A 26,736-nucleotide genomic window follows, 5' to 3' on the forward strand; every position below is an offset into this window, starting at 1 on the left:
ATTTAATGAAAAACTTACTGGTAGATAATAATAGTGGGCCTAAAATAATGGTTAAAGTTAGGGATGTAATTATTGGTGGTGATAAACCAGTTTTTATATCAGGGCCCTGTTCGGTAGAAAGTTATGATAAAATGAAGGAAATAGCTAGAGAGTTAAAGAATATTGGAGTACATATTTTAAGAGGCGGCGCTTTTAAACCAAGAACTTCACCTTATGATTTTCAGGGATTACACCTAGAAGGAATTAAAATTCTTCATCAGGTAGGAAAAGAGTATGATCTTCCTATAGTCACTGAGATAATGGATGCACGAGATATTGAGAAGTGTATTCCTTATATAGACATGATACAAGTTGGTTCAAGAAATATGTATAACTATACTCTTTTAAAGGAATTAGGAAAGTACCCTCTTCCAATATTATTAAAAAGAGGTATTAGCGCTACGGTATCAGAGTGGTTATATGCGGCAGAGTATATTATGAGTAGTGGAAATTCCCAAGTTGTACTATGTGAACGTGGAATCAGAACTTTTGAAACTTATACAAGGAATACTTTAGATTTAAATTCTGTTGCTGTAATTAAAGAAAATTATAGGCTGCCTATAATAGTTGATCCTAGCCACGGTACTGGAAAGAGGGAATTAGTTCAGTCTATGAGTTTAGCAGCTTTAGCTTGTGGAGCAAATGGACTTATGATTGAAAGTCATGTTTGTCCTGATAATGCTGTATCCGATGCAAGACAAACAGTGAACATGGAAACCTTAAGAAACATAGTTAATAAGGGGAAAAATCTTAGTAATCTATTAGAGTTATCATAGATTATAACTATGCAAATATTTGCTGAGAGATCCTATATAAATTTCTGACACTAAGTATATACTTAATTGATAGCAGTAGAAGTTTATGGTTTCAGGTTAAAGCTAAATTTTGTATTAATATAGTTTTAACTAAGGATACTTAGATAAACTACATGATAATTTAAAATAAAGTTAAGTATTTCAAGTACTTGAGAGAGAAAATACTTAACTTTTTCTGTAGTATATCTATTGGGAAACAAAGTCAAGACATAACTTACACATTACTCCTATCTTGGTTTATTTAAGTCTTTGATGAATAAATTAATCTTTGATTAAGGAAACCTATAGGACGGAGGATGCTAAAGGTTATAGACATATTGAGGTAAATTATGAAAGCGATTTTAAAAGGATGCAAATCAAATTGTAATATAGAAATAACAATTCCAGGAGATAAATCAATTTCACATAGGTCCTTAATAATTGGGGCTATTCCTGAAGGTTCTTATGCTATAAGAAATTTTTCTAATAGTGAAGACTGTAGAACTACTATGGAAGTTATGAAAGTTTTAGGAGTTTCCATTGTTTCACGTGAAAACCAAATAATGGTAAACTCTCCTGGGATTCATAGATTCAATAAGAATGTTGGAATGTTGGATTGTGGAAATTCTGGAACCACAGCAAGACTTATTAGCGGACTAATTTGTGGTGGAAACATTGTTGCAACTCTTATTGGGGATGAGTCTTTGAGTAAAAGACCTATGAAAAGGGTAGTTGATCCATTGACATCAATGGGTGGAAAAGTTAAAAGCTTTAAAGGCACACTTCCAATAAAATTCATAAGTAATCAGGGGTTATCTGCTATAGAGTATGAAATGCCAGTGCCATCAGCACAAGTAAAATCTGCGATTTTAATTGGAGGTTTTTTAGCTAAAGGTAAAACTAAGGTGATAGAAAAGATTTCAACAAGAAATCATACAGAAAATCTTTTTAAGTATTTAGGAGCTAAGGTAACACAAAAAGGAAGGGAAATTTCTATTGAGAACTCTTCTATACAAGCTAAGGATATTTTTGTACCAGGAGACCCATCTTCGGCTTCTTTTTTAGTTTGTGCTGCTCTTTTAGGGGATAATATAAAACTTACTATAAAAGATCTGCTTTTGAATGAGGGTAGGAAAAGTTACTTAAATATATTAATAGCAATGGGTGGAAAAATTGAAGTAATATCTAAAGGTATTGTCAATAATGAACCTATAGGTGATATTATTGTTTATAGTAGTAAACTTAAGGGGATTAAGATACAGCATGATCTTGTACCAAGCATTATAGATGAAATTCCTGTACTTAGTGTAGTTGCAGCCTTTGCAGAAGGCACTACAGTTTTTGAAGGTGTAGAGGAACTAAAGTTTAAGGAAAGTAATAGAATTTCTGGCATAGTTAGAAATTTAAAAGTAATTGATATTGAAGCGATATATAATGATAAGAATTTGATTATTAAGGGTTCAAATAATGTGGCTGAAAAATTGGAAGAAAAAAATGTAGAAATAGAAACAGATAATGACCATAGAATTGCCATGGCTTTCTCCCTCTTACCAATGAAATTAAAAACTGCAATTACAATTGATAACTGGAAGTGTACGGAAATTTCTTTTCCAAAGGCCACAACTTATTTTAGTAAATTTATTAATTTCATCAAATAATGTAATAAAAATTTCAGTAAGGTAGAAAATAAGTAAGGTAGATAGTATAACCTTTATTTAAGGAGTTGATATTATGGATAATACTAAGCTTAACTACTTTAGGGAAAAATTATTAGATGAAAAGAAAGATGTTAATAATTTATTAGAACAAATGAGTGATAATGATACAATTACACCTTTAGTAGAAAGAAACACAGAACTTTCATATTATGATAATCATGGAGCTGACAATGGCGGAGAGCTAAACGATTTACTGAGAGGCCTTGCTTTAGAAGGAAATGAAAAGTCTATAATTGGAAAGATAGACAGAGCTCTTAGGGATATAGAAAATGGAGATTATGGGGTATGTAAGGTATGTGGCAAAAAAATACCAGAAGAGAGATTGGAATTTATTCCTTATGCAGAACATTGCGTTAGCTGTCAAAATAGCATAAATAACGCTATTCCAGAAGATATTTCTGATGCGGCAAGACCTGTAGAGGAAGAGGTAATAGGAAGACCTTTCAGATTAGATAAAGATAGTAGAGATTACACTGGTTTTGATATAGAGGATAGCTATCAAGCGGTTGCCATTTATAATGATAGTGATGGGTTCTATGACACTTTTGAGGACGATGATGTTGAGCACCGTTATGTAGATCCTATGGATTTAATTAGTAATGATCAATATAAACGACAGCTTCCAGATTAGTGGTTAATATTTCTGACAGCTAAAAGCTGTCAGAAATTTATTGTGATTATAGGGGGATAATTATGTTATTAGAAGTAGTTATTATAGTTTTAGGACTATTATTAGACAGAATAAGTAAGCTATGGGCTTTATCAACGTTAAAAGATAGCTTAGGTATAACGATAATTAAGAACTTTTTTGCCTTTGAGTACTTGGAAAACAGAGGTGCAGCTTTTGGAATCCTTCAAAATAAGTTATGGTTATTGGTAGTGATTACAATACTAGTGGCTTCTGGCATGATATTTTATTTAATAAAATTCAAACCTAGTTCAAAGCTTCTTAGAATTTCAATAGCTATGATAGTTTCAGGTGCTATTGGTAATCTTATAGACAGGATATACTATAATTTTGTGGTAGACTTTATTTTAGTTCATTATAAAGAGGCGTATTATTTTCCTACTTTTAATGTAGCAGATATACTTGTTAGTGTAGGAACCTTCTTTTTAATAATTTGTATATTAAAGGACGAGATTTAATGAGTGTTGAAAAATTTGTAGCAAGTGATTTAGAAAAAAATAAAAGAGTTGATTTATTTTTAAGCGAAAAGCTTGAAAATATGTCAAGGTCTTATATTCAAGGAATTATAGAAAAAGAAAGTGTTAAAGTTAATGGGAAGATTATAAAGAGCAATTATAAATTAAGAACCAATGATGAGATATTGGTTGAAATACCAAATCCCATAGAGCTAGAAATAATAGGGGAGAATATTCCCATAGATGTAGTTTATGAAGATAGTGATGTAATAGTGGTAAATAAACCTAAAGATATGGTTGTTCACCCTGCCCCAGGTAATTATACGGGAACTTTAGTAAATGCACTTTTATATCATTGCTCTGACTTATCAGGAATCAACGGCGTCATAAGACCTGGAATAGTCCATAGAATTGATAAAGATACTACTGGAATACTAGTTATTGCAAAAAATGATAATGCTCACAATAAATTGGCTGAACAATTTAAAAATCATAGCATGACTAGAACATATTATGCTTTGGTAGAAGGAAACATAAAAGAGGATGAAGGAACTGTAAACGCACCAATTGACCGTCACCCTGTAGACAGAGTGAAAATGGCAGTTGTAAAAGATGGAAGAGATGCTGTTACTCATTATAAGGTTCTGGAGCGTTTTGGACAATACACATTAGTTAAGTGTAATTTGGAAACGGGAAGAACACATCAAATTAGAGTTCATATGGCATACATTGGACATCCTTTAGTAGGTGATAATGTTTATGGTTACAAGAAACAAAAATTTAATCTTCGTGGACAAGTGCTTCATGCTAAAGAGCTAGGATTCAATCATCCTACAAGTGGTGAGTATGTTCACTTTGATTCTGATCTTCCAGAATACTTTGAAGCAATACTACAAAATTTAAGAAATAGAAAATAAAATATTAAAATTATAAAGGTTTTATAATAAAAGCAATAAGATTTAGGAGTTGTAATAAATATGGAATTAAAATCTGTTTTATTAGATGATAAAGCTATAAAAAGGACTTTGACTAGAATTTCTCACGAAATCATTGAGAAGAACAAAGGTGTTGAAAATTTAGTTCTTGTTGGGATAAAGAGCAGAGGTGTTCCTCTTGCAAATAGAATTGCAGATTTGATAGAACAATTTGAGGGGAAAAAGTTAGAAGTAGGGTCAGTGGACATCACCTTATACCGAGATGATTTAACAACCTTGGGAGAACAGCCTACACTGAATAGTAAAGAAATTGGAATAGATATTAAAGGAAAGAAGATTATACTAGTTGATGATGTACTGTATACTGGACGTACAGTTAGAGCAGCAATTGATGCTATAATTGATATTGGAAGGCCCGAAATGATTCAGCTAGCAGTACTGGTAGATAGAGGGCATAGAGAGTTACCAATAAGAGCAGATTATGTAGGCAAAAATATTCCTACATCAAGAAAAGAAGTCATATCTGTTAAGTTGGAAGAATTTGATGGAGAAGATTTAGTGAATATATTTGAAAATCATTAGGAGATTAAATTATGTATGATATAATTGCAACTACAACTTTTGGGCTAGAAGCTATAACAGCTAAAGAAATAAAAGCTTTGGGATATGAAGACATTATAGTGGAGAATGGTAGGGTAACCTTTCAGGGAGATGAAATGGATATTGCTATTTGTAATATTCATCTTAGAACTGCAGAAAGAGTTTTTATTAAGATGGCAGAATTTAAAGCTACTACTTTTGAGGAATTATTTCAAGGTACTAAAGCAGTAAATTGGGAAGAACTTATACCCATAGATGGTAAAATGCATGTCATTGGAAAATCAGTTAAGTCTCAGCTACATAGTGTTCCGGATTGTCAAGGTATAGTTAAGAAGGCTATTGTAGAAAAAATGAAAGAAAAGTATAATACATCTTGGTTCACTGAGGAAGGACCAGTGTATAAAATTGAAGTTGGGATTTTGAAAGATATAGTGACTCTTTCAGTTGATACTTCAGGAGTTGGATTACATAAAAGAGGTTATAGAGAAAATGCTGGTGAGGCTCCTTTAAAAGAAACTCTTGCTGCAGCTTTAGTACTTTTAACAAAGTTTGATGGTTCAAGACAGCTTATTGATCCATTTTGTGGCTCAGGAACTATAGCCATAGAAGCTGCAATGATTGCTAAAAATATAGCTCCAGGATTAAACAGAACCTTTGTAAGTGAAACTTGGCCTACAATGGATAAGGAACTATGGAAACAGGTTAGACAGGGGGCAAAAGCTGCTGTAAATAGCAAAGATTTTAAAATCCAGGGATCGGACATAGACGGAAGAGTACTAAGAACTGCAATTAATAATGCAGAGAAAGCTGGAGTAAGCAACTATGTGAACTTTCAAAAGCTTCCAATGCAAAGTGTAAGTTCAAAAAAGAAAAATGGATTAATTATTACTAATCCTCCTTATGGTGAAAGATTAGGAGAATTAGAAGAAATAAAAGTTCTTTATAAGGAATTTTCAACCATGTACTCAAATCTTATGGACTGGTCTTGCTACATACTAACATCATTCGAAGAGTTTGAAAAAACTTTTGGTAAAAAAGCAGATAAAAATAGAAAGTTATATAATGGTAGAATTCAATGTTATTACTATCAATATAATGTTAAATAAGTGATAAAAGAAGAACAACTGAATTTCATTAAGGAGTTTAGTTGTTTTTTATTGAAAGCAGATTAAAAAAATAATTGGTAAATTAAAGCATTAAATATTTGTGAAGGGTATTGCTAATATAGTATAATAGATTCATGAGAGTTGAGAGGAGTATGAGGGGGAATATTATGTTATCATATGCTTTAAAAAAATACTTTAAGGGGTTTCACAATTTCTTACCTTTTTTAGTAATTAATTTAGTTTTAAATTTGATCAGTCTTAAAATATTTGATTTGCAATTTGGGGGAAGCTCACTAATGAGAGCAATTAACTTAGGCGAAGAAATAGATTGGAATACTATCGCTTCTGACCCAAAATCCCAAGGGTTAACTATTACGATTTTTGTGGTTATTGGGTTAATGATACTCATAGGTCCAATACTCAATAGCTATATAACTTTAGTTATAAAAAAGTTGATAGACAAAGAGGATATAAATCATGGACATATTCTTAAGGAAAGTTTTAAATTTTACTTTCCTTATTTGGGAGTTATGCTAGCGATTTTTCTTATGATATTAGGTTTGGCAATCGTTACAGGTATAGTTGCAGTGTTGATACCTGTTTTAGGTATAATTGGTGCTATTGCAGGGGGGATATTTATTATATATCTGGCAGTAACATATACACCAAGCGTTTCGTACCTAATTTATTATAACAGCACAATTTCAGAAGCACTTCACTATGGAAAAGAAGTAGGAAAAAAATATTTTTGGAGGATTTTTGGGTTTTTATTAATTGTAAATATAGTAAATAAAATAGTCAGTCTTCCAGACTCATCAAACATAATGGCTTATATAATTGCAACTTTATTAACCTTAGCAATAAATATATTAAATACAACTTATATGGTTACTCTTTGCAAAGGGTATAAAAATCCTGAAATAGAATATGATAATGATTGCCAATAAAGGGTTATAGTAATACTTTTCAAGCAATATAAAACAAATAGCCTTNNAAGGCTATTTGTTTTATATTGTTAAATTGTATTTAAATTAAGGTCTTTAGGTGTTACGTAAATAGTTTTATTTGTATAATAAATAACCATTCCAGGCTTTGCCCCGGAAGCTTTACGAACATTTCTAATTTCTGTATAATCTACAGGAACATTGGAAGAATTTTTAGCTTTGCTATAAAAGGCAGCCAAGGTAGCTGCTTCTAGCAAGGTCGATTCAGGAATATCTCCATTATTTTTAATTATAACGTGAGAACCAGGTATGTTCTTGGTGTGAAACCATATATCATTTTTATTTGCAAATTTTAAGGTTAAATAATCATTTTGGATATTATTTTTGCCTACATATATTTCAATACCATCAGAGGAAATGAAATGTAGTGGCTTTGAAGGCTTTGCTCTTTTATCCTTTATAGATTTTTTAAAAGCCACATATCCAGTTTCCATAAGTTCATTCCTAATATCTTGTATTTCAGTATAATTGTCAGCATTTAAAATATGAGATAATACAGATTGAAGATATTGTTCCTCTTCTTCTGCTAATTTAATTTGAATATTAGCGTTTTCTTCAGATTTCTTTAACTTATTGTATTTCTTAAAATAAGCCTGTGCATTTTCAGAAGGAGATTTGTTTTCCTTAAGAGGAATTTCAATATATTCTTCGGTATCACTATAATAATTTAAAAGAGTTGCACTTTTATCTCCCTTTTTTATACTATAAATATTTGAAGTAATTAGCTCACCGTAAAGATTCAGCATTGGCATTTCTTCACATTCCTTTAAGGTTTGTTTAAGGATATTAATTTTTTTTGTTATCCTATCTAAGTTGTTAGTTACTATTTTCTGAAGATCTGCGCTTCTAGCATTTAGTCTATCTGACTTATCCTTTTCATGGTAATAATCCTCTATGAGCTCACTAGGAAAATCAAATTCTTTATAGTTGAATCCTTTATCAATAAGATTAGTTAATTTTAAGCAATGAAAGTCTTTTAGAATTCCATCATTGCTATAAGACCCCATATTAAAGGCATTTTCTTTAATACTGCTAAGACAATTATTAGTAAAACTAAAGAGTTCCTCTAAATTATCTTTAGAAACAGGGATATTATTAACCTCAGCTCTATAACAAAGTTCTTTAGAAAGAGGTGTACTAATACCAGTTATGATTGTACTAAATAATTTGCTATCTAATGATGCCTCAGCATACTTTTTATTAATTATCTCAATAAATTGGTCTTTTCTGAAAGAGAAAGCATTTAGTTTATCCGATTTGGGAGGATAAATATATTCCATTCCTGGGTAAAGAACTCTGTAACTATTTATATCAGCAGATAAATGCTTTATGCAATCCATAATTTGATTATCTCTTTTTCTAACCAGCGAAATATTACTGTGTCTCCCCATTATCTCTATGATTAAACTATAAACACTATCAAAACCTAGATCATCAGTGCTTTCAAAATCCATAATCAAGATTCTATCACTTTCAACTTGTGTTACATTTACTAATGTAGCAGTATTTAAATATTTTCTTAAAACCATACAGAACATTGGTGGTTGCATAGGGTTTTCTTTAGAATCCTTTGTAAAGCTAACTCTAGCATAATTAGAGCTTGCACTTATTAATAATTTCTTGTTTTTTCTGTTTACTTTAAAGCTTAAAATAATTTCATCTTTTTCAGGCTGATTAATTTTATCTACTCTGCAATTTAAAATTTCATCTTTAATTTCCTTAATTAAGCTATAAAGATATATTCCATCTAGTGCCATATATATCATCCTTTCTAACAGGTAACTAACAGTAGTATATATAGTATAACATTATAGGTAAATATTGAGAATAGTATACCACCATAAATAATAATTTCTCATATACATATAATATGGTAATATTAGTGTATAATATTAAGTTTTGAGGTGGTATCATGAAGTCATTAAAATTTACAAAAATGCATGGAGCAGGTAATAATTTTATTGTTTTTGAAGATATGAATAATAAATTTGAAGATTTAAACACATTAGCTAAAGATTTATGTGATGGAGCCTTTGGGGTAGGTGGTGATGGGATACTAGTAGTTAAAAAAAGCAATACTGCAGACATAGACATGGTGATAATTAATGCAGATGGTTCCTATGCTGCAATGTGTGGAAATGGTATAAGATGTTTTGCTAAGTATGTTTATGAAAAGGGCATTGTTTCAAAAGAGGTAATGAATATTGGGACTGGTGACGGCATTAAAATTGCAAGGTTAGCTGTAGAACAAGGAATAGTTAAAGAAGTAACTATAGATATGGGAATGCCTACTTTTCAGCCAAAAGAAATTCCTGCCTTTGTAGAGGAACCTATAATCAATAAATCTATACGAATTAAAGAAAAGGATTATGTGATTAGTACAATGTTAATGGGAGTACCTCATACTGTAATTATAGACAAATTAGATAATTACGAAGTAGAAGAAGGTAGATTAATAGAAAAATTAGATGTTTTTCCAAAGGGTACTAATGTAAACTTTTGTGAAGTAATAAATAAAAATGAGATAAAAGTTAAAACTTGGGAAAGAGGAGCAGGAGCTACACTAGCTTGTGGAACTGGAGCTTGTGCTTCTGTGGTAGCTTGCAATAACCTTGGTTTAGTGGAGCGAAAGGTAAAAGTTTATATCCCAGGTGGAGTTTTAAATATTGAAGTAACGAATAATGGAATAATGATGACAGGGCCTGCAGTGACAGTTTTTGAAGGAGAAACACTATAGTAAATATATAAATGTAAACATAAATTTAGTAAATTTACTATTCAAGAATTTAAAGTCGCTTAAATTAAAAGTAAATATAAATTTAGTTGAAGGAAGGGATTGTAAAGTTTGCAGTCTCTTTTTGTTACCCATAAAAATCAAATCATTGGTATTCATCTGAAATCTAGATGTCAGGCTTCTTAGAGAAATTACAATGAATTTAAGTAACTCACATTAATTACAAAATAACATTAAACAGTTAATAATTTATTTACAAACTTTAGGTTTATTATAAAAATATAAGGACAAACTTTAAAACAGTTAAATATATTATTCTAATAAATGTTAATTATGTTTAAAAAGGGCTTTTTAGAAGGGAAATGGAGAGGGAGTTGGAAGATATAAACTTTTATTTAGATTTAGATAATGAAAAAATTAATGAAGAAGCAATAAAGTGTTTAACTAAGGAATGTTGTGAGAAGTATATAATATTTCCTTACAAGATTCAGGAAAACATTTTATTCTTAGCTACAACAAGGCCACTGGACAAAAGTGAGGTTAATAAGTTGAGATTCAAGGTAAAAAAAGAGATAAATTATTTTATAGCTGATAAATCACAAATTATTAATTTTATAAACTATTATTACGAAAAGGATTATACAAATAAAGTCTTGCAGGAGCTTAAATGCGAAAAAATTTCAAGTAAAAATAGTAGTGAAGAGGAAAAAGATAAAACAAAGCTATTAAGTGGACCTGTTATAAACCTTGTGGATTCTATTATTTTTAATGGTGTAGCTAAGGGTGCAAGTGATATACATATAGAACCATTTAAAAATAATGTTTTTGTAAGGTTTAGAGTTGATGGAGAATTAGAAGAGTTTAATGTGTATCCAAAATCTATATACGATGCTGTAACTACAAGAATTAAAATTATTTCACGGATGAATATTACGATAAAATACTCACCACAAGATGGAAAATTTTCTAAAGTAATTAATGAAAATGAATATGACTTTAGGGTATCTTCCCTTCCAACTATAAATGGAGAAAAGTTTGTTATAAGAGTTTTGCATAGAAATGATACAGCTCTAACCCTCAGTAATTTAGGGTTTACACTAAAAGGCTGCAATATATTAGAGGGGTTATTAAAAAATAGACAAGGGCTTATTTTAATTACTGGACCAACAGGCAGTGGTAAAACTACCACACTATACTCAATGCTAAAAGAAATTAATACTGTTAATAGAAACTTAGTTACTGTTGAAGAACCAGTGGAATATCATTTAGAAGGTATAAATCAAGTTCAGGTAAATAATCTAAGTGGATTAACTTTTGCAAATACATTAAGGACAATTTTAAGACAAGATCCTGATGTAATTATGGTTGGTGAGATAATTGATGAGGCAACTGCTGAAACAGCAATTCGCGCCGCTCTAACAGGACACTTAGTACTAACAACACTTCATACAAATGATGCAGCAAGCACCATAAACAGGTTAGTTGATATGAGTATACCAACATATCTTATCAGCGACTCGATATTAGCAGTGATTGCACAACGCTTAGCAAGAAGAATATGTAATTATTGCAAAGAAAGTTATAAACCCAATAGTAGTGAAAGGCTAATTTTAAATTTAAATGAGAAACAACAGCTTCATAGGGGGGCAGGGTGCGTAAAATGCAATGGAACAGGATATAAAGGAAGAATAGTGGCCTATGAAATTATGTTAATTAATGAAAATCATAGAAGAATTATTTGTGGTAGTCACAGTAGTGAAGACTTACGAAAATACTCTATTAATAATGGAATGATACCTCTAAGAGATTACTTTAGACAGTTAGTTACCAATGGAGATACAACAGTTGAAGAATACTTAGGTAATCTCCAAGAATTTAACCTCAAGCAGTTTTTGGAGGCAAACTATGCAGTATAAATATGTGGCTACAAATATAGAGGGTAACTATGTTAGAGGGAATAAAAATGCCAAAAATCCTGAAGAACTAATTAAATTATTAAAAGGGGAAAAGCTATTTTGTATAAGTTATAGGAAAACTATGGAACTTGACCTCATGAGCTTCACTAAAGGAACTTCTCACAAGGATATAGCCTTATTTTGCAAATATATGAGCACTTCTTTAAAAGGTGGCATGAATATTTGTGACATATTAAATTTAATATGTTATCAATTCAAGAACAAAAGATTATCTAAAGGTCTAAATAATATTAAAGAAAACATTCAAATAGGAAATACTTTTTCAGAGACCTTAGAGAAATTTCCCAGGGTATTTCCTCCATTCTTCAGAGAGATGGTTTATATAGGAGAAGAAAGTGGAAATTTACAAGAAATTTTTTATAACATGGAGAATTACTATAGTTCAAATTATAAAAGAACTAAAAAACTAATTAGCTCCTTAATTTATCCAGCATTTACATTTTTTTTAACTATAGTTATTACCTTCTTTATGATTACCCAAATCTTGCCTAAATTTATGATACATATTATTAATCTTAAAGGAGAACTTCCTGCTATCACAAGATTTTATTTAAGTATAGGAGACTTTTTAAATAAGTATGGAATGATATTTATATTAGTAGTAATTTTAGCTTTTATTGGAGCTTATTATGCACTGAAAAAATTATACATAAAGGATTTTTCCTTCATACTTGTGAAATTTCCATTCATCAGTTCTATATACAAAAAAGTATTTTATGCTAGGTTTAGTTATTCTATGTACATGCTACTTAGAAGTGGCATAGATGTTATATTAGCTTTAAATATGATTATAAAATGTGAGAGAAAACAATTTTTCAGCGAAAGGATAAAGAAAGCTTCAAAAGCCATTGAAGAAGGAAAATCCATTTATGAAGCGTTTAATTCTACAGGTATTTTCCCTAAGTTTTTTATTTCAATGGTTCATATAGGTGAAGAAAATGGTACTTTAGATAATATGTTAAATACAGCAAATGAGATTTTTGAACAGGACTTAAGTGGAGCTCTAGAAAGATTATCTGTACTTATTGAACCAATACTGATCTTAATCCTTGGAGGAATTGTAGGTACTATTGTACTTGCTATAATGATACCCATGATTAAGTTATCTACAGGGGGAATTTAAGAGTGAAAAAAGGATTTACGCTAATTGAGCTTATAATAACAATTTCATTAATTTCTATTATAGTAACAGCTTCCTTAATATCATTGAAAGGATTTAAGGAATTTAAGGATAATTGTGAAATGGACTATACAGTAAACTATATAATAGAGTTTATTAATAGTGCAAAATGTTTTTCAAGGAGTAAGGGTACCTCGTCAATTATTGTAATAAATGAAGAAGAAAGTGACATACAACTATATTTCAATAGAAGAATGCTTAAAAATTTTAAATTACCCAATAATATAAAAATTAACAGCAATAACGATGACATAGAAATAAGTAGTTTAGGAAAAATTCGTAGTGGTGAGGCGTGTACTATTACCTTAACAAATAGAAGAACAAATGATGATGCACAAATAACTTTAAAGGTAGGAACAGGATATGTCAGTGAAAAAAAGTAAGGGTTTTACACTAATAGAAGTTATAGTGAGCATAAGTATCATTGCTATAGTTTTAATTACTATAATATCTTCTGAAATGTTGACTTTAAAACTAAAAAATCAACAAGAAGTTAAGGATAAAGGCATAATGATTTTAGAAGCTACTAATAAAATAGTGACAAATAATTTATCTTATGGGGAAGTTTTAAATAATTTTGGCAATAATGTAAGATATATTACAAGTTCAAATACCAATATTGACCTAATTAAAAAAAGTAATATTATAAGTCTTTGCACCACAAGTTCAGAACTATCATACCCTTATATGAAAATAAGTGGAGAAAAGGATAAGGATTTTGATGTAATAAAAGTGGTATTGAACTATGTAATTAATAAAAATGAGGATCTAACCTATGTATTTTATAAAGGGAAATATTAAAAAGAATCAGGGCTTTACTCTTATTGAGGTTATAATTTCAATATGTCTTATAACACTAGTGTTTTCACTTCTATTACCAACTTTTTCTGTTCATAGTAACACCTATAATTATCTTTCAAATTACGTTAAAAGTGATATTGCAATAAAAGAAGCTCTGGGATTTATACAGCAGGAAATCCTAGAAAATAGCGAAGAAATAGAAATTAAAGATAATGAAGTACATATTAAAAAAGGACTTAGTGCTAGTGAAACTAACCACAAGCTATATTTTAAAACTGTTAGAAAAGTTGTTTTTCAAGGCTCGGTTATATATGTGTATTTTAAGAATCAAAGCAATGATTTTAGCTTTACACCCCAACCACTATTGTATGAGGTAGAAACTTTCAATGTGGAAGAAAACTTCGGTGTAATTTTTATAAAAATAAAGACTAAGGATGGAAATACTGGTGAAAAAGTTTTTAGTAGAAGTTAACAAGAAAAAGATGAAGCATAAAGGCAGTGTGTTGGTGCTAACATTAATTATTACAAATATAATATTAATGTTCTGCTTATATATAATTGTGAGAGTAGAGAATTTAGTGGTATACAGTGAAAATTTGGCTAGTTATGTGTTGAAAGAAGATAAGAATTTGAAACAAAGAGAGTATGTTTTAACACAACTTAACAACTTGGTCATGACAAATATAGAGGGAATCACAAGGCAGAGTAATACTATCATAGGTATAGATGAATTCTTCAAGGTATATAACAATAATGCCATAGTAACTTATGAAAATTGTATTGCTAAATATAACAGTGCTAAAAAGGAATTCTTAATAGAGACTTTAATTCAAGATGGCTCATCTGTACAAAGTGTGCTTACAGAGAAATTCTATATAGATATTAGTGAGGGAAAACTTAAATACAACTTTTTAAAATTATAAAAAGGAAGGAGAGATTAATATTAGTTCAAATTATTTGCTACAAATAAGTAACGATGCAGTTAGAGCTGTGCCTTTTAGGAAAAATCCTATAATAAGGAATGCAAAACTTTTTAATGAAGCTTTTGTAGATAGAGATTTTTTTATAAGGGTAAAAAACAGAAAACTTACAATAGTTATTGAAGGAGAAGAAATATATATTGAACCTATTACTATTCCGAAGGTAAGAAATTTTCGCATTTATGACTTAGTAAAGAATGAACTAGTCTATAAATTTGACAATATTGATAATATTATATTTCACTATAAGGTTATTGGAGAAAGCGATAAATGTATTAATGTTATAGTATATTGTGCTAATATAGAAAATTATCATATGCTAAAAAAGGAAAGCTATAAGGGTGGTACTTTTACAAAAATTAATTTATTGCAAAATTATCTTCTTAATTATCTTTCTAAAATGATTAATGAAAAAGACTATTATATTGCCTTTAAATACAACAGGTATATTTATTTTTTATTAGTAAGCAAAAACAATTTAATTGCAAATAGGGTTATGAAATTTGATAAAACTTTGAGCACCTACACAGAGGATTTTAAAGATTTTTTAGAGGAGTACAAAGAAGAATATAGTTATATAAATAAAATTTACACCCTAGAAATAGGTTTATCAAATATAGAGTTAGATAATTTTATTGTTACAAAACTAAAGGCAGTAAATAATAGAGAGTTTTTAAATTATATAATTTTAAAGGGGTAAAACATGCGTAAAGATTATATTCCGAATTGGTATATAGAAAAAATTGAAAAAAAAGAAATAAAATATTATAAGTCTTTAACCTTTTCACTTATTTTTATAGTTTTAATTATGGCTGGTTACGCTATGAAAAATATTAGTACATATAATAGTTTGATGTTTGAAAGTAGTAATAAGTTAAATACAAAAAAGGATATTGCTCAAGATGCTGTAGAAAAAAATATAGATATTAACACATTGAAGTATCTTCAAGAGAATATTATTAATAATTCAATAAATCTTGATAAAATAACTATTGATAAGAATACTATTTCAATGATAATTGATGTGAAGGATATGAATGACTATTTAGTTAATATAAAACATTTGGAAGCTAACAGTGACATAATCTATGTATCAAATATAATGGAAAAAGAAAAGCAAAAGTTTTTTGAAGTAAAGGTGAATATTAGAAATGAAAAATATTAAGTATAAAGTAGTAATAATCCTATTAAGTTTTTTATGTATAGCTACCTGTATAACTAATAATAGTTATGAAAGAAAAATTCGTAACTATTATTTACAAGTTAATAATGTTACTGTAGATGCAAAACCTAAAAAAAGGTATACTTTGTACGATGCATTAAATATACTTAATAAATATGATTCTTTAGAAATTCAGAAAATAAACTTAGAGGGAAACAATGAATGTGATATACAAATTAAGTATTGTGGGGACTTTAAAACTTCTTTAGATACTATAGAAGAAATATGCAATATTGAGGAAGTTAGTAAAATAGAAAATATAACAATAAACACGAAGGATAATACTGCTATTTTTAATGTGAAATTTTTACTAATGAAGTAATAGTTAAAAAAATTATAGTTTCTTGAATAGTTTCCTAGTATTGAGTAGAATATATTTAGGAAACTATACAAATGTACATAGGAGATAAGATGAAGGAAAATATAATATTAGTAGGACTAAGCACCTGTGGAAAAACTACTCTAGGAAAAGAAGTTAGTAAAAGGTTAAAAGTAAATTTTATAGATTGTGATAATGTAATAGAACATAAAGAAGGTAAGTGCATAAGTGAAATATTTAAAGTTTCGGGGGAAAACTATTTCAGACAATTGGAAAAGGAATTAATAAGTAGTTTTTTTCAATTACAATCTACTGTTATTAGTACAGGAGGGGGAATGCCTATATACAACAATAATATGGAGTTGTTAAAAAAAATAGGCGTTGTTATATTTTTAAATACCCCAATTGATACACTGATTAGTAGAAATTTAAAAATAAATAATAGACCCCTTATAATAGGAAATACAGCAGAAAAAATAAAGAATATGTATAATCATAGAGTGGATATATATAGAAAGGCTCATTATACTTTAGACACTAGCAATCTAAATATAGAGCAATCTGTGGATGCTATAATTAATTTAGTAAAAACCCATATGAATTTGCAGTATATAAAATAATATATTTGCAAATAGTGTTGAGTTTTGGTAAAATAATTTTGTTAGCGAAAAAAAGAATGTGGATACTTATGAAAAATATAGTATTTTTGGATTCTTATGTACATAGCTAATAAAAGAGTTGACAAAAAATTAACATGAAATAAGGTTTGGTATTAATTTATTTTAATAGGTTATAATAAATGTAACTAACAACGCAATTATACAGGAGGTAACACTGATGATATCAGCAGGAGATTTAAGAAAAGGAACAACTTTTGAAGAGGGTGGACAAGTTTATACTGTAATAGACTTTTTACATGTTAAACCAGGTAAAGGAGCTGCTTTCGTAAGAACTAAATTAAGAAATGCGGTAACTGGTGGGGTTACTGAAACAACTTTTAACCCAACAGCTAAATTACAAGAAGCAGTTATTGAAAGAAAAGAAATGCAATACTTATATTCTGATGGAGAATTATACTACTTCATGGATCAAGAAACTTATGAGCAAATTCCACTTAACTATGAAAAAGTTGAAGAAGCAATTAAGTTCTTAAAAGAAAATATGTATGCTGTTATTAAGTTTTACAAAGGAGAGGCTTTCTCTGTTGAAGCGCCAAACTTTGTTGAATTAGTTATAACTCACACAGAACCAGGAGCAAAAGGAAACTCTACTTCAAACGTTATGAAGCCAGCTACAGTTGAAACTGGTGCAATAGTTCCAGTTCCACTATTCGTAAATGAAGGTGAAACAATTAGAATAGACACAAGAACAGGTGAATATATGGAAAGAGTTTAACTCTTTCATAAAAAGCTAATCGAATTAATTCGATTAGCTTTTTTTCTTTTTGTAATAATAGCATCATTTTTTATGACCTTAGGAAAGAAAACTCTCTCAGCCTCTTCAGATGAGAGCCTTGTGCTAAAAATTAAACTTTATTGTATCAAAGATAACTTTGTTGAGTTAAATCTCCTTTCAAAGCCACTTTGAAAAATGAACTTGTATTATTTAAAAGGGTTTATATTTTTAAAAATAAATTTATATTTTGGTAATAATTGCAGTAGTTACTTAATAACAATTAAGTAAGAAAGGATGATGCTTATGTTAACTAAAGATATATCGGATATATTACCAAACACAATAAAAAATGAAATTCAACGATGCGATAAATTGGACAAGATTCAAGAAATTAGAGTAAAAGTGAATAAACCCTTGTTTTTAGTTTGTGACAACAAGGAATTAAAATTAAATTATAGTTCAACTCTTGAAGATGTAAAGATTATTCTTCAAAGAATGAGCAATTATTCTATTTATGCATTTGAGGATGAAATAAAACAGGGGTATATTACTATCCAAGGTGGACATAGAGTTGGACTGTGTGGAAGCTGTGTTTTGGATAAAAACTCTATTAAAACAATTAAAAATATAGCATCTATAAATATCAGAGTAGCAAGAGAGGTAATAGGTTGTGGAGATAGGATAATACCCTATATTACAAAGGATAATAGAATTCTTAATACTATTATAATTTCTCCACCCAAATGCGGTAAGACTACAATTTTAAGAGATTTAGCAAGATTAATTTCTTATGGAGTTCCTAAGCTTAATTTGTCAGGTAAGAATGTTTCAGTAATTGACGAAAGAAGTGAAATTGGAGCTTGCTTTAGGGGGATACCTCAAATGGATATTGGTATAAGAACAGATATTTTAGATGGATGCCCTAAAAGTGAAGGCATAATCATGGCTATTAGAAGTATGGCTCCACAAGTAGTTATTTGTGATGAAATAGGAACTTATAAGGATATGGAAAGCATTATTTTAGCATTAAATTCAGGAGTGAATCTAATTACTACCATACATGGATTTGATGTTGATGACCTTTATAGAAGACCAGTATTTAAAGAAGTAATGGAAAATAAAGTTTTTGATAAAGCAGTGGTTTTAAGTAATAGAAGGGGTATTGCCACCATAGAATATATATATGATTTTACTAAAGGTGAGAAAGTAAGGGGGGAGAGTTATTGATAAAAATACTGGGAATACTTTTGATTTTAATTTCTTCAACTGTAGTTGGATTTATGTATGGAGAAGGAATGAAGAAAAGAGTTAAGGATTTGAATGAGCTTTTAAGAGGCGTGTATATATTAAAAAATGAAATTAATTACATGCATTCCTTACTACCAGAAGCTCTTATGAAGGTGTCAGAAAAGTGTACAGGTATTATTAAAAAAATATTTGTTGATGCATCAACAATACTTCTAAGTAATGAAGAAGTAGATGTATATACAAGCTTTAAGAAGTCTATTGACATAAATAAATCTAATATAAATCTTACTAAAGAAGATTTAAGTATTTTTTTAGACCTAACTAAGAGTTTAGGAGAACTAGATGTAGACGGGCATAACGATATATTCAGTTTAGTAACTGAAAATTTAAACAAAGCAATAATTGGAGCAGAGAGTAATTTAGAAAAAAGCATTAAGATGTATAGATATCTTGGGTTTTCCTTTGGGGCCATGATTGCAATAGTTTTAATTTAGGAGGGGTAATATGTTAGACATGAGTACAATTTTTAAAATAGCTATAGTGGGAATTGTAATGATAATTCTTGAAAAAGTTTTAAATAGTGGAGGCAAATCAGAATATGCTGTCATAAGCAATTTAGCAGGAGTAATAATTATATTGATGCTTGTAATTAGCTTGATTAGCAAGCTATTTAACTCAGTTCAAACACTATTTTATTTTTAGGAGGGTACTATGGAAATAATTAAAGTAGTTACCTTTGCTCTAGTTGCACTTATAATTGTCATGGTGGTTAAGAATGAAAGAAATGACATAGCGGTGTTCTTAAGTTTGGTTGCTGGAATAATGATTTTTATCTTTATGATTAGTAAGCTCACTATAGTGATAAACTTTTTACAAAGTTTATCCAACAAGGCAAATATAGACGTGGTTTATTTAGATACAGTTTTTAAAGTCCTTGGTATTGCATATTTGTCTTCCTTTTGTAGTGAGGTATGTAAAGATGCTGGTGAAGGTAGTATTGCAGCTAAGGTAGAGTTTGCTGGAAAGATATTAATATTAACCTTAGCCATACCTATACTAATGGCTGTAATGAGAAGTATATTAAAAATAATGTAGAGGTATATTATGAAAAAAATATTATTAATTCTGATGATGATTTTATGGATACCCTTAAATGTCCAGGCCTCGGAGGAAATAAAAATTGACCAGGAACAAATGAATAAAGTTAATGGATTATATAATTATATTTCTAACATGCAAAATGAATATGATTTATTAAGAGATATGTCGCCAAAAGAATTTGTTGAAGCGTACATGAAAAATGGACAAGGATCTTTACAGGAAAAGAAAATCACTAAAATAGCACTAAGTTATATTTTTAAAGAAGTAGTAGCCTCTTTTAAAATAATTGGGGGACTTATTATCATTGCAGTAGTATGCGCCCTTCTAAATAACTTACAAAGTGCATTTAGCAATGAAAGTTTGTCTAATATTGCATATTTTGCGTGCTTTGCAGTGATGATTACTATAATAGCTAAGGGGTTTTATGTGGGGGTAGATTTAGTTCATGATGTAATTTTAGATATAAGCAATTTTATGGCAGCCTTAATGCCGGTTTTAATTGCACTTCTTGCCAGTGTTGGTAGTTTTACGGAAGCTATCGTTATGGATCCTATAATAATGGCAGCCTGTAGCATAGGTGCAAATTTATATTCTACTATTATTATACCCATTATTTGCATGAGTTTTGTACTAGAGTTTGTAAATAATATTTCAGATGGATATAACATTGATAAACTCACGGCTTTATTAAGAAAATGTGCCCTGTGGTCTCAAGGAATAATTCTTACGATCTTTGTAGGAATAATAACTATAAGAGGAATAACTTCAAGTAGTTTAGATTTGGTAACTACGAAGACAGCAAAGTATGCAGTGGATAGCTTCATTCCAGTAGTTGGAAAAACCTTGTCTGATGCTTTTGCTACAGTAGCTAGCTACACAATGCTACTTAAGAGTTCTGTAAGTGTATTAGGGGTACTAGTGTTAATTGGAATTGTGTTAGTTCCAATAATAAAAATAGTTACTATGGCATTTATGTACAAGCTAACTGCGGCATTATTACAACCCGTAAGTGATAAAAAGGTTACTGCTGTAATTGATTCTGCTGGAAGTTCCTTAATTCTTTTGGGATCATGTTTAATAAGTGTGACTATAATGTTCTTTATTATGATAACTATAATTGCAACTACTGGAAAAGGCTTAATACTAGCATAAAACTTTGTAAAAGCAGGTGGTATTATGATTGAAGCATTAAAAACCTGGATAATAACAATTTGCACTGCAGTGTTTTTTACAACTGCAGTACAAATGATACTTCCAGAAGGATCATTAAAAAAATATTCTAATTTTGTTTTAGGATTAATAATATTAGTTGTCATGTTAAATCCCATTGTAAAAATATTTAACCCTAATATAAGCATTAATAATTTAATAGAAACCTCATCAGCCTATATCTCAAAAAAAGAATACGAAGGTGATTTTGAGAAGTATAGGGATGCCAATATTAATAATACTCTTAATGCTTTCAAAAACAATTTAGAAAAACAATGCATTAGGGATTTAGAAAAAACTTTTGGAAAAGATAAGTATAAAGCTAAAGTTAATGCACAGTATGATAAAAAGGACAATATATTCCTAATAAATAGCATAGAAATCGGAATAAATGATGGTTCTGTTGAAAGGGTTAAAAACGTTGAAATAGGCAAGGAAAGTGTTACAGTAGACAGTCCAGATAAAGTGGATAATAAAAAAGCTACGGAAATAAAAGATTATATTAGTTCTAAATATGATATATCCAAAAATAAAATTTATATATACAGAGCAAATTCTGTATACAAAATAAATTAAAACTCATGATTAAAAAGGGGGGAATTTAAATGTTAGAGGAGCTAAAAAATAAGATAACCAGGATACTTAAAGGGGAAGTTAAATTAGTAGAACCTTCGCCAGAAAAACAAGCTGATGATAAAAAAACACCAAAAAACAAAGGGAAAAACTTTATGACAAATATGATGATTTTATTCTTATCAGGAGTACTTTTAGTAATTGTTAGCAGTATATTTAAGCCAGAAATTTTACCTACAGATGAAAACAAATCCAAGGATAAGGCTGTTCAGACAAGTAGCGATGGAATAAACTCACCTACCACAGAAAACTCTTATAAGGAAAAGGTGCAAAATGAGTTAATATCTACTTTAGAACATATTGATGGAGTTGGCAGTGTTCGTGTAATGATTTACTTTGAGGGAGGAGAGGAGCAAATTCCTGCATTTAACACTAACGATTCTACCAGCACTACAGATGAAAAGGATCCTTCAGGAGGGACTAGAAAAATTACACAGGACAATGGAGGGAATACCGTAGTAATGACAAATGAGGGAGACAATCAACAACCCTTTATCCTAAAAAAATATAATCCTAAGATTACTGGAATATGTGTTGTGGCTGAAGGGGCAAGTGATAAGGTTACTGAGCTTAGAGTTCGTCAGGCGGTAACTATACTATTTGGACTGCCAGAAAATAAAGTTCAGGTATATCCTATGAAAAAGTAGCATATAATGTGTTAGAAATAAAAATTTGGGGGGAATAAAAATGAATAAAAAACAAACTATAATTATTTCTGTACTTTTAGTATTAATCGTGTTTGCTGGTTATCTTGCAACACAAGTAAATGGTCCACTTTATGTAACTGATGATCAATTTGTAGGTGAAACTGCAAAAACTTCAACAAAGAGCAATTTTTTCACTGAAGCTGCCTTAAAGCGTGATCAGGATCAAGCTAAAGCTATTCAAAGTTTAAAGAGCTTACTTGATGATGCTAATGTTCCAGCAGAGCAAAAAGCACAAGTTTCAATTGAATATAAAGATTTAGCTCTACAAACTGAAAAAGAAGGCGAAATTGAGTTAACACTTAAAGCTCAAGGTTATGAAGAAGCTTTATGTACACTAGACAAAGAAAAAGCTACAGTATTTGTTAAATCAGAAAAAGAATTAAGTGACCAACAAGTAAGACAAATTAAAGACGTAGTAATGAGTAAATCTAACATAAAAAATATAGAAATTAAGGTTGCTCAATAACATTTGTAAAATTATTCTTAATCTGATATAATGACCTTAGTAACTTTTACCTAATTAAAATAAGGGGGTACTGATATGGAAGAAAATATTTATAATGAACAAGAAGTTGGAATTGTAAAAATTTCAGATGAAGTAGTAAGTGTAATAGCAGGATTAGCAGCAGCTGAAGTAGAAGGTATTGCAGGCATGAGTGCTAGCATAGTTGGTGAAATTAGTCAAATCTTTACTGGTAAGAAAAATGTGTCCAAAGGCGTTAAAGTAAGTGTAGAAAACAACAATGCAATTATTGATTTATATACAGTAGTTGAGTATGGAGTTAGAATACCTGAGCTTGCGCAAAAGGTTCAAACCAATGTAAAGAAGACAGTGGAAACTATGACTGGTTTGACTGTATCAGGTGTTAACATTTATATTCAAAATGTTATACTCCCAAAATCAGATAAAGAAGAGGCAATAGATTAATAAATAAACACCCTCTGAATTCAGAGGGTGTTTCCATGTTTTCATTTTTATTTTCTTCGTAGCTAAAAATCTGTAAAAGTATATGTAAGTCTGTAATTTAAATGAAAATATGGTTAAGATATTATATAGATTACTTTTTAGGTAAAAATATAAAAGCATATACTTGTAAGTAAAAGTTATAATACAATATAGTTATCTACAAAAAAAGAAAATTTTAAGTTTAATTTTATATAAACAACATTTATAATGTTAATACACAGTTTAGATATCATAATATACGGAGGTACAACATGAATAGAAGAAAATCAAGAGAAATAGCAACGCAGTTATTATTTGAAATGTCAATCAATAAGGAAGATTATAGTTTTATTATACATAATTTTAAAGAGAATTCTGATTTAGAGTTACAAGATATAGATTTTCAGTACATAGAGAGAATTCTAAGAGGATTCCAAGTTAATGGTAAAGAAATAGATTCTACCATAGAAAAGTATTTGGTTAAGTGGAAACTAGAAAGATTGCCTAAAATGAACTTAGCAATTTTAAGAATGGCAACTTGTGAGATATTATTTGAAGAAGATATTCCAGAGAGGGTATCAGTAAATGAAGCTATAGAACTTGCTAAGACCTATGGTGATGACAATGCTCCATCCTTCATTAATGCAGTTTTAAACAATCTTGTTAAGAAATAGTTAGGTGTAAGTATGGGAATAAAATTAAGTGGTACAGAAATCGCAAAAAGATTTAGAGCAGAAATAAAAGAAACAATAAGTAGGGAAAAGAATACAGGTAAGAGAGCTCCTTTTTTAGCATCTATAATCATTGGAGAAGATGGAGGCTCTTTATCTTATATTAAAAATCAAATTAAGGTTAGTGAAGAACTGGGAATTAACTACGAAGTATTAAGATTTTCAAAGAACGTGGACGAAAGTGAAATAATAAAGGAAATTATGGAGCTTAATAATAGTGATAAAGTGGACGGAATAATACTACAACTTCCCTTACCTAGCACACTAGACGAAGGCAGGATAACTGAAAGTATATCCTACAAAAAAGACGTGGATAGTTTAACAAATGTGAATATTGGTAAGTTTTACAAAGGAGAAGAGAGTTTCATACCTTGTACAGCAAGAAGTGTACTACAACTAATAAAAAGCAGTTGTGATGAATTAAAGGGAAAAAAAGCAGTGGTTGTGGGAAGAAGTAACATTGTTGGAAAACCAACTTCATACTTATTATTAAATGAACATTGTACAGTAACTATATGTCATTCTAATACTAAAGACTTAAAAACTATTTGTAAAAGTGCAGACATATTAGTCACTGCTTTAGGAATTCCTAACTTTATTACTAGGGAATATATAAAAGATGAAGCTATTGTTATTGATGTTGGGACTACATTAGTAGACGGTAAAATAAGAGGAGATGTAGACTTTGACGATGTAATTGAAATAGCAGCTTGTGTAAGTCCTGTTCCAGGTGGAGTAGGAGCAATGACAACAACTATGTTAATGAAAAATACCTGCGAGGCGTGGTTAAAAAATGTATGCAAAGATACTTACAGTTACAGCAGTAAATAATTATATAAAAAAAATAATAGATAGTGACTTCATACTTAATAACTCCAATGTAAAAGGTGAGTTATCAAATGTAAAAATACATAGTAGTGGACACATTTATTTTTCACTAAAAGATGGATTTAGTAAAATTAATTGTGTTATGTTTAAAAGCAATGCAGTTAGCTTAAATTTCCTTCCTAAGGAAGGAATGAAAGTTATAGTTTCTGGTAAAGTGTCTGTATATGAAAAAGAAGGAAGTTATCAGTTGTATTGTAATTCAATGCAGCTAGAAGGTGAAGGGGAATTATTTATTGCCTTTCAGAAACTAAAAACAGCCCTTGATGAGGAAGGGTTGTTTGACTTTTCAAGAAAAAAGACCTTACCTGTATTTCCAAGAAGAATTGGCATAATTACCTCACCTACAGGTGCAGCGGTAAGAGATATTATTAATGTATCAAAAAGAAGAAATAAGAATTGTAATCTTTTGATATACCCTTCTCTAGTTCAAGGTATTGGAGCTATTGATGAAATAGTGAAGGGCATAGAGACTTTAAATGCAATGACAGATATTGATGTGATTATTTTAGCAAGAGGAGGGGGCTCTATTGAAGAATTATGGGCCTTCAATGAAGAAAAGGTGGCTAGGGCCATAGCAAAATCTAAAAAGCCAATAGTTACTGGGATTGGACATGATACTGATTTTACTATTGCAGATTTTGTAAGTGACAAAAGAGGTGCAACACCATCTCAAGCAGCAGAAATAGTTGTAAGTAATTATGAAGAAATGGCTTATAAGCTAAACAGCTATAAGCATAGAATAGCATCTTCAATGGAAAAAACTATACAAAGGGAATATACAAATTTAGGTATAAATCTAAGGACTTTAAAGTTATATAGTCCTTATAATTATATTGTAAATCAGTATGATAAACTAGAAAACCTTAAAAACAAATTAAGTTTTAATATGAAAATCTTAGTTAATAATAAAAATAATAAGTTAAGTAGTATTGAGAACATTTTAAATTTACACAACCCCCTGGCTATACTTAATAAAGGGTATAGTATAATTCAAGATGGAGATAAAAAAACTATTTCATCTTTAGAAGCACTAAAACAAGAAGCTAAGGTTACAGTTAGATTAAAGGATGGTAATGCCTTGTTTAATATTCAATATTTGGAGGAACAAGATGGCTAAGAAAAAGGAAAGTTATGAAGAAAAGATGCAAAGGTTAGAAGGAATAGTAACTCAAATGGAGAGTAGCGAATTGACCTTGGATGAATCTATTACAAATTATGAAGAAGGCATAAAACTATACAGAGAACTATATAAACTACTAGAAGAAGCTGAAGGAAAAATAAAACTTCTTAGTGATAAGGGAGAAGTTGACTTTATAGAAGAATAAAT

General features: G+C 29.7%; 34 protein-coding genes. 33 read left to right on the forward strand and 1 reads right to left on the reverse strand.

The annotated features are described in order from the left end of the window. Positions 1-5 precede the first annotated feature (5 nt). From aroF to B3040_RS10035, 8 genes are all read left to right on the forward strand, one after another. A complete protein-coding gene (gene aroF, locus B3040_RS10000; RefSeq protein WP_291572789.1) occupies positions 6-815 on the forward strand; it encodes a 3-deoxy-7-phosphoheptulonate synthase in 810 nt (269 codons plus the stop codon). Between the two features lie 368 nt (positions 816-1,183). After that, positions 1,184-2,491 carry a 3-phosphoshikimate 1-carboxyvinyltransferase gene (gene aroA, locus B3040_RS10005; RefSeq protein WP_291572791.1) on the forward strand — a complete coding sequence of 436 codons (1,308 nt, stop codon included), beginning with the start codon at positions 1,184-1,186 and terminating at the stop codon, positions 2,489-2,491. 73 nt (positions 2,492-2,564) lie between these two features. After that, positions 2,565-3,182 (forward strand): TraR/DksA C4-type zinc finger protein, encoded by a 618-nt coding sequence (locus B3040_RS10010; RefSeq protein WP_291572793.1) that lies wholly within the window; start codon positions 2,565-2,567, stop codon positions 3,180-3,182. Between the two features lie 62 nt (positions 3,183-3,244). Continuing rightward, positions 3,245-3,697 carry a signal peptidase II gene (gene lspA / locus B3040_RS10015; RefSeq protein ID WP_291572796.1) on the forward strand — a complete coding sequence of 151 codons (453 nt, stop codon included), beginning with the start codon at positions 3,245-3,247 and terminating at the stop codon, positions 3,695-3,697. Beyond that, complete coding sequence (locus tag B3040_RS10020; RefSeq protein ID WP_291572798.1) at positions 3,697-4,611, forward strand: RluA family pseudouridine synthase; 915 nt, start codon at positions 3,697-3,699, stop codon at positions 4,609-4,611. The genes lspA and B3040_RS10020 overlap by 1 nt, the downstream gene beginning before the upstream one ends. Before the next feature lie 60 nt (positions 4,612-4,671). Beyond that, entirely contained in the window at positions 4,672-5,211 is a 540-nt protein-coding gene (gene pyrR / locus B3040_RS10025) for a bifunctional pyr operon transcriptional regulator/uracil phosphoribosyltransferase PyrR (RefSeq protein WP_291572800.1), read from the forward strand. 8 nt (positions 5,212-5,219) lie between these two features. Then, entirely contained in the window at positions 5,220-6,335 is a 1,116-nt protein-coding gene (locus B3040_RS10030) for a THUMP domain-containing class I SAM-dependent RNA methyltransferase (RefSeq protein WP_291573105.1), read from the forward strand. 167 nt (positions 6,336-6,502) lie between these two features. After that, positions 6,503-7,282, forward strand: a complete 780-nt coding sequence (locus tag B3040_RS10035; protein ID WP_291572802.1) for a hypothetical protein — start codon at positions 6,503-6,505, stop codon at positions 7,280-7,282. A gap of 68 nt (positions 7,283-7,350) precedes the next feature. Here the strand turns inward: B3040_RS10035 and B3040_RS10040 are convergent, their stop codons facing one another. Further along, a complete protein-coding gene (locus B3040_RS10040; RefSeq protein ID WP_291572804.1) occupies positions 7,351-9,096 on the reverse strand; it encodes an Rqc2 family fibronectin-binding protein in 1,746 nt (581 codons plus the stop codon). Positions 9,097-9,251: 155 nt separating this feature from the next. Here B3040_RS10040 and dapF point away from each other — a divergent pair, with 155 nt between their 5' ends. From dapF to B3040_RS10165, 25 genes are all read left to right on the forward strand, one after another. Continuing rightward, positions 9,252-10,076: a diaminopimelate epimerase gene (gene dapF / locus B3040_RS10045; RefSeq protein ID WP_291572806.1), complete on the forward strand. Its 825-nt coding sequence runs from the start codon at positions 9,252-9,254 to the stop codon at positions 10,074-10,076. 371 nt (positions 10,077-10,447) lie between these two features. Next, a complete protein-coding gene (locus tag B3040_RS10050; RefSeq protein ID WP_291572808.1) occupies positions 10,448-11,989 on the forward strand; it encodes a GspE/PulE family protein in 1,542 nt (513 codons plus the stop codon). Next, positions 11,979-13,172, forward strand: coding sequence for a type II secretion system F family protein (locus B3040_RS10055; protein WP_291572810.1), 1,194 nt, complete (start codon positions 11,979-11,981; stop codon positions 13,170-13,172). The genes B3040_RS10050 and B3040_RS10055 overlap by 11 nt, the downstream gene beginning before the upstream one ends. Before the next feature lie 2 nt (positions 13,173-13,174). Then, entirely contained in the window at positions 13,175-13,612 is a 438-nt protein-coding gene (locus B3040_RS10060; protein WP_291572812.1) for a prepilin-type N-terminal cleavage/methylation domain-containing protein, read from the forward strand. Beyond that, positions 13,593-14,030 carry a prepilin-type N-terminal cleavage/methylation domain-containing protein gene (locus B3040_RS10065; RefSeq protein WP_291572814.1) on the forward strand — a complete coding sequence of 146 codons (438 nt, stop codon included), beginning with the start codon at positions 13,593-13,595 and terminating at the stop codon, positions 14,028-14,030. Before B3040_RS10060 ends, B3040_RS10065 begins: the two co-directional genes overlap by 20 nt. Further along, on the forward strand, positions 14,005-14,502 hold the full coding sequence (locus B3040_RS10070) for a type II secretion system protein (RefSeq protein ID WP_291572817.1): 498 nt from the start codon (positions 14,005-14,007) through the stop codon (positions 14,500-14,502). Before B3040_RS10065 ends, B3040_RS10070 begins: the two co-directional genes overlap by 26 nt. After that, entirely contained in the window at positions 14,477-14,953 is a 477-nt protein-coding gene (locus B3040_RS10075) for a hypothetical protein (RefSeq protein WP_291572819.1), read from the forward strand. Before B3040_RS10070 ends, B3040_RS10075 begins: the two co-directional genes overlap by 26 nt. A gap of 34 nt (positions 14,954-14,987) precedes the next feature. After that, on the forward strand, positions 14,988-15,710 hold the full coding sequence (locus tag B3040_RS10080) for a hypothetical protein (RefSeq protein ID WP_291572821.1): 723 nt from the start codon (positions 14,988-14,990) through the stop codon (positions 15,708-15,710). Positions 15,711-15,713: 3 nt separating this feature from the next. Continuing rightward, the gene (locus B3040_RS10085; RefSeq protein ID WP_291572822.1) at positions 15,714-16,175 is read left to right on the forward strand and encodes a hypothetical protein; all 462 of its coding nucleotides are present in this window, start codon (positions 15,714-15,716) and stop codon (positions 16,173-16,175) included. Then, positions 16,162-16,554 (forward strand): hypothetical protein, encoded by a 393-nt coding sequence (locus B3040_RS10090; protein WP_291572824.1) that lies wholly within the window; start codon positions 16,162-16,164, stop codon positions 16,552-16,554. The genes B3040_RS10085 and B3040_RS10090 overlap by 14 nt, the downstream gene beginning before the upstream one ends. Positions 16,555-16,643: 89 nt before the next feature. Beyond that, on the forward strand, positions 16,644-17,171 hold the full coding sequence (locus B3040_RS10095) for a shikimate kinase (protein ID WP_291572826.1): 528 nt from the start codon (positions 16,644-16,646) through the stop codon (positions 17,169-17,171). A gap of 217 nt (positions 17,172-17,388) precedes the next feature. Then, positions 17,389-17,946 (forward strand): elongation factor P, encoded by a 558-nt coding sequence (gene efp / locus B3040_RS10100; protein WP_017415703.1) that lies wholly within the window; start codon positions 17,389-17,391, stop codon positions 17,944-17,946. Between the two features lie 303 nt (positions 17,947-18,249). Then, complete coding sequence (spoIIIAA, locus tag B3040_RS10105; protein WP_291572830.1) at positions 18,250-19,173, forward strand: stage III sporulation protein AA; 924 nt, start codon at positions 18,250-18,252, stop codon at positions 19,171-19,173. Further along, positions 19,170-19,688, forward strand: a complete 519-nt coding sequence (gene spoIIIAB, locus B3040_RS10110; protein ID WP_291572832.1) for a stage III sporulation protein SpoIIIAB — start codon at positions 19,170-19,172, stop codon at positions 19,686-19,688. Before spoIIIAA ends, spoIIIAB begins: the two co-directional genes overlap by 4 nt. A gap of 10 nt (positions 19,689-19,698) precedes the next feature. Further along, positions 19,699-19,896, forward strand: coding sequence for a stage III sporulation protein AC (spoIIIAC, locus tag B3040_RS10115; protein ID WP_017415706.1), 198 nt, complete (start codon positions 19,699-19,701; stop codon positions 19,894-19,896). Between the two features lie 9 nt (positions 19,897-19,905). Further along, a complete protein-coding gene (spoIIIAD, locus tag B3040_RS10120; RefSeq protein ID WP_291572836.1) occupies positions 19,906-20,289 on the forward strand; it encodes a stage III sporulation protein AD in 384 nt (127 codons plus the stop codon). A 9-nt stretch (positions 20,290-20,298) separates the two neighbouring features. Further along, a complete protein-coding gene (gene spoIIIAE / locus B3040_RS10125; protein ID WP_291572838.1) occupies positions 20,299-21,447 on the forward strand; it encodes a stage III sporulation protein AE in 1,149 nt (382 codons plus the stop codon). Positions 21,448-21,471: 24 nt separating this feature from the next. Then, the gene (gene spoIIIAF, locus B3040_RS10130; protein ID WP_291572841.1) at positions 21,472-22,080 is read left to right on the forward strand and encodes a stage III sporulation protein AF; all 609 of its coding nucleotides are present in this window, start codon (positions 21,472-21,474) and stop codon (positions 22,078-22,080) included. A 29-nt stretch (positions 22,081-22,109) separates the two neighbouring features. After that, complete coding sequence (gene spoIIIAG / locus B3040_RS10135) at positions 22,110-22,784, forward strand: stage III sporulation protein AG (RefSeq protein ID WP_291572843.1); 675 nt, start codon at positions 22,110-22,112, stop codon at positions 22,782-22,784. Positions 22,785-22,824: 40 nt separating this feature from the next. Further along, on the forward strand, positions 22,825-23,310 hold the full coding sequence (locus B3040_RS10140) for a SpoIIIAH-like family protein (protein ID WP_291572845.1): 486 nt from the start codon (positions 22,825-22,827) through the stop codon (positions 23,308-23,310). Positions 23,311-23,385: 75 nt separating this feature from the next. Beyond that, positions 23,386-23,772, forward strand: coding sequence for an Asp23/Gls24 family envelope stress response protein (locus B3040_RS10145; protein ID WP_291572847.1), 387 nt, complete (start codon positions 23,386-23,388; stop codon positions 23,770-23,772). A 290-nt stretch (positions 23,773-24,062) separates the two neighbouring features. Beyond that, positions 24,063-24,464, forward strand: a complete 402-nt coding sequence (gene nusB, locus B3040_RS10150; RefSeq protein WP_291572849.1) for a transcription antitermination factor NusB — start codon at positions 24,063-24,065, stop codon at positions 24,462-24,464. Between the two features lie 12 nt (positions 24,465-24,476). Beyond that, the gene (locus tag B3040_RS10155) at positions 24,477-25,352 is read left to right on the forward strand and encodes a bifunctional 5,10-methylenetetrahydrofolate dehydrogenase/5,10-methenyltetrahydrofolate cyclohydrolase (protein WP_291572851.1); all 876 of its coding nucleotides are present in this window, start codon (positions 24,477-24,479) and stop codon (positions 25,350-25,352) included. Next, the gene (xseA, locus tag B3040_RS10160; RefSeq protein WP_291572853.1) at positions 25,315-26,526 is read left to right on the forward strand and encodes an exodeoxyribonuclease VII large subunit; all 1,212 of its coding nucleotides are present in this window, start codon (positions 25,315-25,317) and stop codon (positions 26,524-26,526) included. Before B3040_RS10155 ends, xseA begins: the two co-directional genes overlap by 38 nt. After that, positions 26,519-26,734 (forward strand): exodeoxyribonuclease VII small subunit, encoded by a 216-nt coding sequence (locus B3040_RS10165; RefSeq protein WP_017415716.1) that lies wholly within the window; start codon positions 26,519-26,521, stop codon positions 26,732-26,734. Before xseA ends, B3040_RS10165 begins: the two co-directional genes overlap by 8 nt. The last annotated feature ends 2 nt before the right edge of the window (positions 26,735-26,736 follow it).

Origin of the sequence: Clostridium sp. UBA4548, assembly GCF_002387895.1 — a bacterium.
In the GTDB taxonomy this organism is placed as follows: Bacteria; Bacillota; Clostridia; order Clostridiales; family Clostridiaceae; genus Clostridium_J.

Coding starts and splice junctions, on each gene's coding strand:
- aroF (WP_291572789.1), top strand. CDS start 6: ATGAAAAACTTACTGGTAGATAATAATAGTGGGCCTAAAATAATGGTT.
- aroA (WP_291572791.1), top strand. CDS start 1,184: ATGAAAGCGATTTTAAAAGGATGCAAATCAAATTGTAATATAGAAATA.
- B3040_RS10010 (WP_291572793.1), top strand. CDS start 2,565: ATGGATAATACTAAGCTTAACTACTTTAGGGAAAAATTATTAGATGAA.
- lspA (WP_291572796.1), top strand. CDS start 3,245: ATGTTATTAGAAGTAGTTATTATAGTTTTAGGACTATTATTAGACAGA.
- B3040_RS10020 (WP_291572798.1), top strand. CDS start 3,697: ATGAGTGTTGAAAAATTTGTAGCAAGTGATTTAGAAAAAAATAAAAGA.
- pyrR (WP_291572800.1), top strand. CDS start 4,672: ATGGAATTAAAATCTGTTTTATTAGATGATAAAGCTATAAAAAGGACT.
- B3040_RS10035 (WP_291572802.1), top strand. CDS start 6,503: ATGTTATCATATGCTTTAAAAAAATACTTTAAGGGGTTTCACAATTTC.
- B3040_RS10040 (WP_291572804.1), bottom strand. CDS start 9,096: ATGGCACTAGATGGAATATATCTTTATAGCTTAATTAAGGAAATTAAA.
- dapF (WP_291572806.1), top strand. CDS start 9,252: ATGAAGTCATTAAAATTTACAAAAATGCATGGAGCAGGTAATAATTTT.
- B3040_RS10055 (WP_291572810.1), top strand. CDS start 11,979: ATGCAGTATAAATATGTGGCTACAAATATAGAGGGTAACTATGTTAGA.
- B3040_RS10065 (WP_291572814.1), top strand. CDS start 13,593: ATGTCAGTGAAAAAAAGTAAGGGTTTTACACTAATAGAAGTTATAGTG.
- B3040_RS10070 (WP_291572817.1), top strand. CDS start 14,005: ATGTATTTTATAAAGGGAAATATTAAAAAGAATCAGGGCTTTACTCTT.
- B3040_RS10085 (WP_291572822.1), top strand. CDS start 15,714: ATGCGTAAAGATTATATTCCGAATTGGTATATAGAAAAAATTGAAAAA.
- B3040_RS10090 (WP_291572824.1), top strand. CDS start 16,162: ATGAAAAATATTAAGTATAAAGTAGTAATAATCCTATTAAGTTTTTTA.
- B3040_RS10095 (WP_291572826.1), top strand. CDS start 16,644: ATGAAGGAAAATATAATATTAGTAGGACTAAGCACCTGTGGAAAAACT.
- efp (WP_017415703.1), top strand. CDS start 17,389: ATGATATCAGCAGGAGATTTAAGAAAAGGAACAACTTTTGAAGAGGGT.
- spoIIIAA (WP_291572830.1), top strand. CDS start 18,250: ATGTTAACTAAAGATATATCGGATATATTACCAAACACAATAAAAAAT.
- spoIIIAC (WP_017415706.1), top strand. CDS start 19,699: ATGTTAGACATGAGTACAATTTTTAAAATAGCTATAGTGGGAATTGTA.
- spoIIIAD (WP_291572836.1), top strand. CDS start 19,906: ATGGAAATAATTAAAGTAGTTACCTTTGCTCTAGTTGCACTTATAATT.
- spoIIIAE (WP_291572838.1), top strand. CDS start 20,299: ATGAAAAAAATATTATTAATTCTGATGATGATTTTATGGATACCCTTA.
- spoIIIAF (WP_291572841.1), top strand. CDS start 21,472: ATGATTGAAGCATTAAAAACCTGGATAATAACAATTTGCACTGCAGTG.
- spoIIIAG (WP_291572843.1), top strand. CDS start 22,110: ATGTTAGAGGAGCTAAAAAATAAGATAACCAGGATACTTAAAGGGGAA.
- B3040_RS10140 (WP_291572845.1), top strand. CDS start 22,825: ATGAATAAAAAACAAACTATAATTATTTCTGTACTTTTAGTATTAATC.
- B3040_RS10145 (WP_291572847.1), top strand. CDS start 23,386: ATGGAAGAAAATATTTATAATGAACAAGAAGTTGGAATTGTAAAAATT.
- nusB (WP_291572849.1), top strand. CDS start 24,063: ATGAATAGAAGAAAATCAAGAGAAATAGCAACGCAGTTATTATTTGAA.
- B3040_RS10155 (WP_291572851.1), top strand. CDS start 24,477: ATGGGAATAAAATTAAGTGGTACAGAAATCGCAAAAAGATTTAGAGCA.
- xseA (WP_291572853.1), top strand. CDS start 25,315: ATGTATGCAAAGATACTTACAGTTACAGCAGTAAATAATTATATAAAA.
- B3040_RS10165 (WP_017415716.1), top strand. CDS start 26,519: ATGGCTAAGAAAAAGGAAAGTTATGAAGAAAAGATGCAAAGGTTAGAA.